Source organism: Rhodanobacter glycinis (assembly GCF_900114325.1).
GTDB classification, from domain to species: Bacteria; Pseudomonadota; Gammaproteobacteria; order Xanthomonadales; family Rhodanobacteraceae; genus Rhodanobacter_A; species Rhodanobacter_A glycinis.
On the sequence record NZ_FOSR01000008.1, the window covers coordinates 180,790 to 190,844 of the forward strand.

7 protein-coding genes are annotated in these 10,055 nt (G+C 63.7%); 4 read left to right on the forward strand and 3 right to left on the reverse strand.

What is annotated here, in order from left to right; translation table 11 throughout:
* Positions 1-1,437, reverse strand: a complete 1,437-nt coding sequence (locus BMY90_RS10580; RefSeq protein WP_092703830.1) for a LysM peptidoglycan-binding domain-containing protein — start codon at positions 1,435-1,437, stop codon at positions 1-3.
* 293 nt (positions 1,438-1,730) lie between these two features.
* Positions 1,731-3,113 (reverse strand): Do family serine endopeptidase, encoded by a 1,383-nt coding sequence (locus BMY90_RS10585; protein WP_092703832.1) that lies wholly within the window; start codon positions 3,111-3,113, stop codon positions 1,731-1,733.
* Positions 3,114-3,378: 265 nt separating this feature from the next.
* Here BMY90_RS10585 and BMY90_RS10590 point away from each other — a divergent pair, with 265 nt between their 5' ends.
* The 3 genes from BMY90_RS10590 (at position 3,379) to BMY90_RS10600 (ending at position 7,097) form a co-directional block, all read left to right on the forward strand.
* Positions 3,379-5,526, forward strand: coding sequence for an adenosylcobalamin-dependent ribonucleoside-diphosphate reductase (locus BMY90_RS10590; RefSeq protein ID WP_092703834.1), 2,148 nt, complete (start codon positions 3,379-3,381; stop codon positions 5,524-5,526).
* 53 nt (positions 5,527-5,579) lie between these two features.
* Positions 5,580-6,221 (forward strand): hypothetical protein, encoded by a 642-nt coding sequence (locus tag BMY90_RS10595; protein ID WP_092703836.1) that lies wholly within the window; start codon positions 5,580-5,582, stop codon positions 6,219-6,221.
* A gap of 87 nt (positions 6,222-6,308) precedes the next feature.
* Positions 6,309-7,097 carry a TSCPD domain-containing protein gene (locus BMY90_RS10600; protein WP_092703838.1) on the forward strand — a complete coding sequence of 263 codons (789 nt, stop codon included), beginning with the start codon at positions 6,309-6,311 and terminating at the stop codon, positions 7,095-7,097.
* 113 nt (positions 7,098-7,210) lie between these two features.
* On the opposite strand, the gene BMY90_RS10605 is transcribed toward BMY90_RS10600, so the two are convergent.
* Positions 7,211-8,779, reverse strand: a complete 1,569-nt coding sequence (locus BMY90_RS10605) for an FAD-dependent monooxygenase (protein ID WP_008212245.1) — start codon at positions 8,777-8,779, stop codon at positions 7,211-7,213.
* 654 nt (positions 8,780-9,433) lie between these two features.
* Between BMY90_RS10605 and BMY90_RS10610 the strand changes: the two genes are divergently transcribed.
* Positions 9,434-9,652, forward strand: a complete 219-nt coding sequence (locus tag BMY90_RS10610) for a hypothetical protein (RefSeq protein ID WP_008212244.1) — start codon at positions 9,434-9,436, stop codon at positions 9,650-9,652.
* Positions 9,653-10,055: the final 403 nt, after the last annotated feature.

Sequence of the window (10,055 nt, forward strand, 5' to 3'; positions counted from 1 at the left end):
TCAACGCGCGCTGAGGCGCAACACTTGTCCCGCATGCACGGTGTTGCCGGCCAGGTGGTTCCAGTCGCGGATCTGCGCCACGTCCAGGTGGTGCTTGTGCGCGATGGAGTAGAGCGTTTCGCCCGGGGCCACCTTGTGGGTCGGGACGTGGACGGAAGCAGTCGCCCGCTCGTGCGTGCGGGTGTGTGTGCTGGTGGGACGGTCGCGGCTCACGTAGCTGTCCGAGCGCACGCGGGCGAAATCGCTGCCGCGGCTGCCGGTGTCCGCCACGGTGACGGCATCGCTGCGCACGCCCTTGAGGCCGCTCGGCTCCGGCGCGGCGACCACACTGCTGTGCACATCGGCAAGCTTGGGCGTGCTGGCTGTCTTGCTGGCTGTCTTGGCCGCTGCCGCGGTTGCCAATGCATCGCGACGCGCGTTGCGTTCGGCCAGAGCCTCACGCGCGGCGAGCGTGCGCTGGGACGTCGGCGCAGACGCCACGCGCGAAGCGTAGGTGGCACCCGGTGCGGAAATCGGCGTGGTCGACTGGCTCGGTGCCGTCGGCACCCGACGCGCGCCCACTTCGGCAAGGATGCGCGAGCGGCGCGCGCTGTCCATCGAGGCCAGCACGGTGCCGTCCTGGTACGGCAGCAGGTGATGCTTGCGCAGTACGGCCTGGCCCTTGGCGCTTTCGGTGAAATCGATGAACGATTTCGCCTGGGCGGCATTCGGGCTGTCGGCATGGGTGACCAGGTAGATCGGCGTGTACAGCGGGTAGCGACCGCTGGCGACATTGGCCACGGTCGGGGTACTGCCATCGATGTGCAGCATCTTCACCTTGCGGTTGCCCTCGACGCTGGACAGCGTGGTGGCGCCCAGCGAATGCGGATCGAGCGCAATGCCCTGTTCCAGCGAGGTGGTGGTGAGGTACAGGCGCGGCGCGGCGACCGGCTGGTTGCCCCGACCGAACAGCAGCTTGCGCAGGCTGAATTCCACGCCATCGCCGGGGCTGGCCACGGCATACACGTTGATCGGTGCGTTCGGGCCGCCCACTTCGCTCCAGTTGTGGATCTTGCCGTAGTAGATGTCGTGCAACTGCTTCAGCGTGAGGCTGTCGACCGGGTTGTTGGCGCTGGTGATCATCACCAGGCCATCCCATGCCACCGGCGTGAAGGTGAGGCCGCGATCTTCGGCGCTGCCGTCGCTGCCGCGCACGCTGCCGGCGAGGTCGGCCGAGCCGTTGTTCACCGCGTCGATGCCGGCGGCGGTATTGAACGGATGCCCGACCAGCTTGCCGTGGCCGGACTGTTGCCAGGCCTTGGCCATGCCTTCGACCACGCCGTGCGCCGTGACGATGTCGCCGCTCCACGTAAGGGTTTGACTGGCCGCGAAGGCGGTGGTGGCGATGCAGGCGCAAAGCAGCGCGGCGGGAAGCAGGCGCGTGGAACGGACGGACATGATGATGGATAACCCCGGTAATGAAGAGGGCAAAGGGTGCCGCCAGTGGGGCGGTGCTGCAGTGACGCAATCGCGGTATTTCAGCCGTCGGCGGCAAAAACATCAAGCATGGTCATGTGCTTGCGTTAAGTATTGCCGCCACGGAAGGCGAACTGGCTAGTTCAGTAAAAGGGGGTAAATGTTCGTCATTCCAGCGGAGGCTGGAATCCGGTGCCTCTGCCGTGTGGCGAAAATCATGTGATCCCGGCTTACGCCGGGATCACATGCATCGGAGGTCGATGGCGCCGTGAGCGTCATGGAATCTGTACGTAATGCAGGTTGCCGTGGCTGGCGACCACCAGCGTCAGCACGCGTGGCTGCATGCCGGCCAGGCGCTGCATGTCGCGCACGCTGGTGACGCGATAGTTGCCCACGCCGACCACGATGTCGCCGGTGGCCAGACCTGCCTGCGCGGCATCGCTGCCCGCGCGCACCGACACCACGGCGACGCCGGCCACGCCCTGGCTGCGCTGGTTCTCGCCCAGTTCGCTGAATTCCACGCCGGCCAGGCGCGGATCAAGCGCGCGACCGTCCAGCGTGGCGAGTTTCTCCGGCGTCAGCGTGGCGCTCACTGTCCGCTCGGCGCCGTTGCGGCGGATGGTCATGTTTACCACGCTGCCGACCGGCTCCAGTCCTTCGGTGTTGTGCAATTGCTGGCTGTCGTGCAGCGGCTTGCCGTCCACCGCCGTGATCACGTCGCCGACGGCGAGCCCGGCCTTGTCGGCCGACGAGCCGCGCACCACGTTCGTCACCACCACGCCGTTGCTGTTGGACAAGCCCAGCATGCGCGCGATGCGTGGCGTGATGTCCTGCGTCTGCAGGCCCAGCGTGCCGCGGCTGACCTTGCCGTGCGCGATCAACTGGCGCATCACCTCGCCGATCAGGTCGGACGGAATCGCGAAGCCGATGCCCGCGCTGGCGCCGGAAGGCGAGTAGATCATCGAGTTGATGCCGACCAGTTCGCCGCGCAGGTTCACCAGTGCGCCGCCGGAGTTGCCGGGGTTGATCGAGGCGTCGGTCTGGATGAAGTTCTGGTAGCCCGAGCCACCCAGGCCCGAGCGACCCAGTGCCGAGACGATGCCGGAGGTGACCGTCTCGCTGAGTCCGAACGGTTCACCCACCGCCACCACGAAGTCGCCCACGCGCAGCTTCGACGAATCGGCCAGCGGCAGTGCCTGCAGATGATCGGCCTTGATCTTCACCACCGCCACGTCGGTGGCCGGATCGGTGCCGACCAGGGTGCCCTTGAAGCTGCGCCCATCCTGCAGCGTCACCGTGATGTCGTCGGCGCCGCCCACCACGTGGTTGTTGGTGATGATGTAACCCTTGGCCGCATCCACGATCACGCCCGAACCCAGGCTTTGTTCCACCCGTTCGCGTGGCGTGTTCGGCAGGCCGAAGAACTGGCGGAAGATCGGATCGCTGAAGTACGGGTCGCGCACGGCCACGCGGGTCTTGGTGGAAATGTTCACCACCGCCGGCGTCACGTGCGCCAGCATCGGTGCCAGCGACGGCATCGGCTGGCCATCCACCGACGGTGGAATGCCGGCGTGTCCGGGCAACGAAAGCGCACCGCCGAGCACGGCGACAAAAGCGGCGGCAAGCCAGCGCGAAGCGCGGGAACGATGATGCGGCATGGGTTCCTCCTGCATGCACGGTTAAGCGGTGCTGGTTCGACTCGCGCCGGCGGCTGCGGTTCCTTTGAACGGGCATCGGCGAATATGGTCGCGGGTACTTTACAACCACCGGCCCCGGGTTTACTTTGCCAACTCACCAGCAACCACAACATCTTGTGTGTTCGTGAGGACGGGGAGCCCAGATGCAGGTGATGATCACCAGGTCGTCGTGGGCTTCGAATGAGGATCCAGCGGGGCGCCTGGCCGCCCGGGAGATCGGCAAACAATGACTACCGTGCGCGCTCCAGCCGCTCAACCCGACGTTGCGGAGATTCCCCTGCAGCCGGCCTCCCAGGACATCTGGGACAAGAAGTACCGCCTGCGCACCAAATCGGGTGAACCGGTCGACGCCGATGTCGATGGCACCTGGCAGCGCGTGGCCCGTGCACTGGCCGACGTGGAAGCCACTCCGGAGCTGCGCACGCACTGGAACGAGCGTTTTCTGTGGGCGCTGCGCCATGGCGCGATCCCGGCCGGCCGCATCACCTCCAATGCCGGCGCGCTGGCGCACAAGCCGGCCACCTCCACGATCAACTGCACCGTCTCCGGCACCATCCGCGATTCGATGGACAACATCCTGGAGAAGGTGCACGAAGCCGGGCTTACGTTGAAGGCCGGTTGCGGCATCGGCTACGAATTTTCCACGCTGCGTCCGCGCGGTGCGTACGTGTCCGGCGCCGGCGCGTACACCAGCGGCCCGCTGTCGTTCATGGATATCTACGACAAGATGTGCTTCACCGTGTCGTCCGCCGGCGGCCGCCGAGGCGCGCAGATGGGCACGTTCGACGTCAGCCATCCCGACGTGAAGGAATTCATCAAGGCCAAGCGCGAGGACGGCCGCCTGCGCCAGTTCAATCTCTCGCTGCTGGTCACCGACGGCTTCATGCAGGCGGTGGAGCACGACCAGGACTGGCCGCTGGTGTTCCCGGTGCACGTGAAGGAACGCGACGAGGTCAACCTGGACGATCCGGCCCAGGTGGTCTGGCGCGAATGGCCCACCCACGAGAACTACGTCGACCGCGAGGATGGCCTGGTCGCCTGCAAGATCTACGGCCACATCCGCGCGCGGCACCTGTGGGACATGATCATGGTTTCGACGTACGACTACGCCGAGCCCGGGTTCATCCTGATCGACAAGGTCAACGAGATGAACAACAACTGGTGGTGCGAACATATCCGCGCGACCAACCCTTGCGGCGAACAGCCCTTGCCGCCCTACGGCTCGTGCCTGCTCGGTTCGGTGAATCTCACCAAGTTCGTGCGCGATCCGTTCGGGCCGAAGGCGCGTTTCGACTGGGACGAGTACCGCGAGGTGGTGAAGGTATTCACCCGCATGCTCGACAACGTGGTCGAGATCAACGGCCTGCCGCTGGAGCAGCAGCGCAACGAGATCATGGGCAAGCGCCGCCATGGTATGGGCTTCCTCGGCCTGGGCAGCACGCTGGCCATGCTGAAGATGCGCTACGGCGGGACCGAAGGCGTGGCCTTCACTGAGGACGTCTCGCGCGAGATGGCGGTGGCCGGTTGGGAAGTGGCACTGGACCTGGCCAGGGAGAAGGGCGCCGCGCCGATCCTGTTGCAGGACTTCACCGTCACCGGCGACATGCTGCGCAAGCGCCCGGAAATGGCGCGCGACGGCTACAAGGTCGGCGACAGCATTCCCGGTCGCGTGCTGCACGCCAGGTACAGCCGCTACATGCAGCGCGTGGCGGAAGTGGCGCCCAACCTGGTCGAGCAACTGGCCGAGACCGGCGCGCGTTTCACCCACCACACCTCGATCGCGCCCACCGGCACCATTTCCCTGTCGCTGGCCAACAACGCCAGCAACGGCATCGAGCCGAGTTTCGCCCACCACTATTCGCGCAACGTGATTCGCGAAGGCAAGAAGTCGAAAGAGAAGGTCGAGGTCTTCAGTTTCGAGCTGCTTGCCTACCGCGCGCTCATCAACGCCGGCGCCATGCCGCTTTCCGAAGACCCGGCGACCAAGCTGCCGGACTATTTCGTCGCCGCCGACGACATCGGTCCCAAGCAGCACGTGGACATCCAGGCCGCCTCGCAGAAATGGATCGACTCATCCATTTCCAAGACCGCGAACGTGCCTACAGACTACCCCTACGAAGACTTCAAGGACATCTATTTCTACGCCTACAAACAGGGCCTGAAAGGATGCACCACCTTCCGTTTCAACCCTGCCGCATTCCAGGGCGTACTGGTCAAGGATGCCGACCTTGCAAATACCCTCTACCACTTCGAACTGGAAGACGGTAGCGTTATCGAACTGAGAGGCAATGAAGAGGTGGAATACGACGGTGAGATGCATACCGCCGCCAACCTTTTCGATGCCTTGAAGGAAGGGTATTACGGCAAGTTCTAGTTGTAGTTCCAACCCACGAGAAGTACATACAACCGTCCGAGGGGATCACCTGCATGTCCATCGATAACGAGATCGAAGCGCAAGACAGCGCCGCACCGGCCGCTCCGGCGGTTGAGGCTCCTGCCGCTCCCGCTGCTGCACCCGTCAAGAAAGCACCGGCCCGCAAGAAGCCTGCTGCCAAGAAGGCTGCGGCGAAGAAGCCGGTTGCGAAGAAGGCCGCCAAGAAAGCTGCACCCGCCAAGAAGGCAGCGGCCAAGAAGGCCGTGAAGAAGGCGGCCACCAAGAAAGTAGCCAAGAAGGCTGCGGCCAAGAAGACGGCGAAGAAGGCTCCGGCCAAGAAAGTCGCCGCCAAGAAGGCCGTGAAGAAAGCCGCCAAGAAGGTGGCCAAGAAAGCCACGGTCGCCAAGAAGTCGGTGAAGAAGGTTGCCAAGAAGGCAGCCGGCAAGGCGAAGAAAGTGGCCAGCAAGCCGGCGAAGAAAGTCGCCGCGAAGAAGGCCGGCAAGAAGGTCGCCGTCAAGAAAGTAGCCAAGAAGGCCGGCGTCAAGAAGGCCTCCGTGAAGAAGGCGGCGCCGAAAAAGGCCGCCGGCAAGAAAACCGTCGCCAAGGCGTCGGTGAAGAGGTCCACTGCCAGCAAGAAGGTGAGCGTGAAGGCGGCCAGCAAGCCTGCCGCCAAGAAGGCCACCCGCAAGAAGTAAGTCCCGACACGCCCGGTCCGGCCGCGTGCCGGACCGGGCGCGTTTTTTCCGCGCCGCGCGCCGCCATCCATCCAGGAAGAACACACCATGGCGATCAAGATCGAAAAGAAGATCACGGGCTACAACGTCGTCAAGCCCGAAGACAAGGCCGCGCCGGCCGCCGCTTCCGCCTCGCCCCAGGTCGTCGCCAAGCCCGCCGAGCCCAAGCAGGCCGAAGTCATCCAGATGCACGAGAGCCTGGAGCGTCCCGAGACGCTGGTCGGCTCCACCTTCAAGATCAAGTCGCCGCTGTTCGAGCACGCGTTGTACGTCACCATCAACGACATCGTGCTCAACGCCGGCACCAGACACGAACAGCGCCGCCCCTTCGAGATCTTCATCAACTCGAAGAACATGGACCACTTCCAGTGGATCGTGGCGCTCACCCGCATCCTCTCCGCCGTGTTCCGCAAGGGCGGCGACGTCACCTTCATCGTGGAAGAGCTCAAGGCCGTATTCGACCCGCGCGGCGGCTACTTCAAGTCCGGTGGCATCTACATGCCCAGCATCGTGGCCGAGATCGGCGCGGTGCTGGAGCAGCACATGAAGAACATCGGCCTGATCCACGACCCGGAAATGAGCGACAGCCAACGCGCACTGATCGCCGAAAAGCGCGCCGCTTACGAGGCCGCCAGCGCAAAAAAAAACTCTGACACCAGCTCTGTAGGAGCGCACCCTGTGCGCGAAGCTTCCGCCACAACTGAGTCCGAAACCGAATCCGAAACCTCCAGCTTCCCGCCCGGCGCCACGTTGTGCCACAAGTGCAACACCCAGGCGCTAGTGCTGATGGACGGCTGCCAGACCTGTCTCAACTGCGGATATTCGAAATGCGGTTGATGTGACCATCGGCGTCGCTTGGATAGGGGCGGGACTCTTTTTTAGCGACCCTCGATCCCGGCGTTGCCATCTGGCAATGGTTGGACCATGGCCATCGCCAGCATCCAAGGATGTCAGTCAGGCAGCGCTGCCACTTTTGCCATTACTGCACGTAGGCGTCTCGCCGGCTTGTCCTCTCGCCCTTCGGAACGCCATGCGACGACGCCGTCGGGGCGCACCAGCGAACAGCCTTCGTGCGTCACTCCGAAAGCATGTTCGAATGGCATGTCCGCGGGGAATTCCGCATCCATGCCGACCTGGATGCATTCCAGCGGAATGTGGATGTCTTGGGCGACTTCCCGGGCGGCCGTGACCCACGTCGGGTCAGGCGTCATCAGGACGAAGTTCCGGGTGAACATGTCGATCGTCGAAATCAGTTTCCCGTCGCGTTTCACCCAGACGTGCGGAGCGCGCACGCCTGGCTGGCCCGCCCAGGTTTCCGGCTCGGCAGCCGGTGGCAGGTCCATACCGGCGCCGATGACGGCACTCGACCGCGATAACTGGCCAAGCTCCATGGCTGCGGCGCTGTACAAGAGCTTGTCGTCTACGCTCCCACCTACCCACCGCGCGTAGTCCGGACGTGCGAATGTCTGCTGGTGGCGCAACCAGCCAATGGGCTGGCGCTCATCGTTGTAGGTATCGAGCAGCGCGTCACCTGCGCCGTGCCGGAGTACCAGTTCGAGCTTCCATGCGAGGTTGTAGACATCGTCGATGCCGGTGTTTGCGCCAAAACCGCCGCGTGTTGGTGGCAGTTGATGTGCAGCATCCCCCGCGAGGAATATCCGGCCCACGGCATAGCGTTCGGCAATGCGCCCGGCCATCTCCCATCGGCCAGTGGCCAGAATGTCGAAGGTCATCGGCTTGCCGAGTGCTTGCGCAACCGCGGCCTTGAGTGCCAATTCGTCCCGCTCATCGTCATCGTGGAACATCAGAACCCAGCGACCATCACCGTAGGTCGTCAGGAAGGCTTGCAGGCCGGGCTGCTCGATCACGAACTGATGGATGCCCCGGTCGAGGTAGGCATCTGCCTCCCGACACCGGAACAAGACGCTTCGCATCGTGCGAAGATACCCAACGCCTTGGCGTGCAATGCCGAGTCGTTCGCGAACAAAGCTGTCTGCGCCATCGGCCGCGATGAGATACCGGGCGCGCATGCCGTATTCGGCACCTGTTGCGCGTTCGCGTACATGCACCGTCACGCTGTCCCCATACTGTTCGAATGACAGCATCTCGACGCCTAGGCGAAGGTCAGTGCCCAGTTCCCGCGCGCGCTCGCGCAGCAGTGGCTCAAGCACGTCCTGCGCAACGGCAGCGCCCGTGCATGGCGATGCGGCGCTGGTCCCATCGTTCTCGGGACTTTCACCAGGTGTCCACGGTGTTTCACCGATCCACTCGCCAGCCAGGCTTATCGCCCTGGTCCGGCGTAACCGCGTTCCGGGGGCGACTTGGGGCACTTTCTCATCGAGCCCTGTGGCGCGGAAGAATTCCAGCGTGTGCTCGGTATATCCCATGGCGCGTGGATGGGGCGAACTACCAGTGTGTTTTTCGATCACTGTGGCGCTGACGCCGCGCCAGCCGAGGAAGACTGCAGCGGACAATCCGACAAGGCTGCCGCCGATGATGAGGATGTCTGTCTGTTGCATGCGGGATGCTCCTGTTATCCGTGAGTGGCATATCAGGACGCGTCAAGTTCACTGGGCGGAAGGCCCGCGGTTGCGACTGCAAGCTCGCCTTTTGCGGGAAACACGACCAGAAAGCGAGACACGTCGCCTTCTGTCGTGGTCCGCGGCCCGGAGGGCTGGATTGAAGCTTTGGGGAAGCTCCCCGAAAGCCGACCGGGGCTTACCAGACCGGTCCACCATTTTCGACGCGTGAAAGTTACCTGGCCGTGGTTGAAAAGACAAAGGGGTAAAGGTGCCGCCAACGCAAACCTTGCGAACCCGAGGGTCAGATCAAGTGCGAACCTGTGGGCCAGTGACTGGAAGTCCTTGAAAGCACAGACGCTGGATTCTTGCTTGGCCGCCCCTTCGGCCGTTGAGAGCCGCAGGAATGACGAGCAGAAAGTCGATTGATCGGACCTTCCCTAAGCCGCTGCAAGACGACCATCGTGGCCTACTCTGGTAACGCGCGCTGCGCCGTCCGCAATGCGTCGGGCGAAGGCGGTGCCTGTGTGCGCGACGCCCGATTCCGTGCTGGCGCGAGCACCCCGCTGATCGCAAACGCTTGCGACGAAATTCATCCTGCGTTTGGCACCGCCAAACAATGCTGGACGTCCCACAAACAGCGCGGAGAGTGTCATGGGAATTCTGGATCTTGCGGGTGAGATTGCAGGTGCAGTGGCCGCGGTCGAGGGTGCTGAGAAGTTGGATCCGAATGCAGGGCTGTTGACCAAGGGCGTCGCTGCCTTTGCCGGTTTCAAGGGCGCGGGTGCGCTGGAGTCGATGATCGGCAACAAGGAAGAAGCGGCCGATGCAGACTCGGCAGCGCCGGATGCTGACGCCGATCCGCAAGCCTGATTTTTCTGTTTTGATTGATCCGGGCCAGCCCTTTCCGGGCTGGCCTTTTTGCGTTCCTGATTAGCTTTCCAGGCCGGCGCGCGGCCATCCGTGCGGAAGAAACATGGGATTCGGAGCATTGAGGCCCGCCGCTCTAGGCTGAAGGAGCGCCGAGCGGGCCAAGACCGACGACACAATGGTGCGTGGTTGCCCGTTGATTAGCATGGTCCTGGGTTACGACGACGACACTGGTGAGTGGTTCACGCCACATCCCGATGAAGAGAGTGAGTATATCGACGTCCCCTTGCCCGCCCGACGCTTCGATGACCTATGTTGGAGATGACCATGGCGACAGGCAAGCGTGGGTTTGAGTTGGCCCATCCGAACGCGGCGGGCATTGACGTGGGTGCGAAAAGCCACTTTG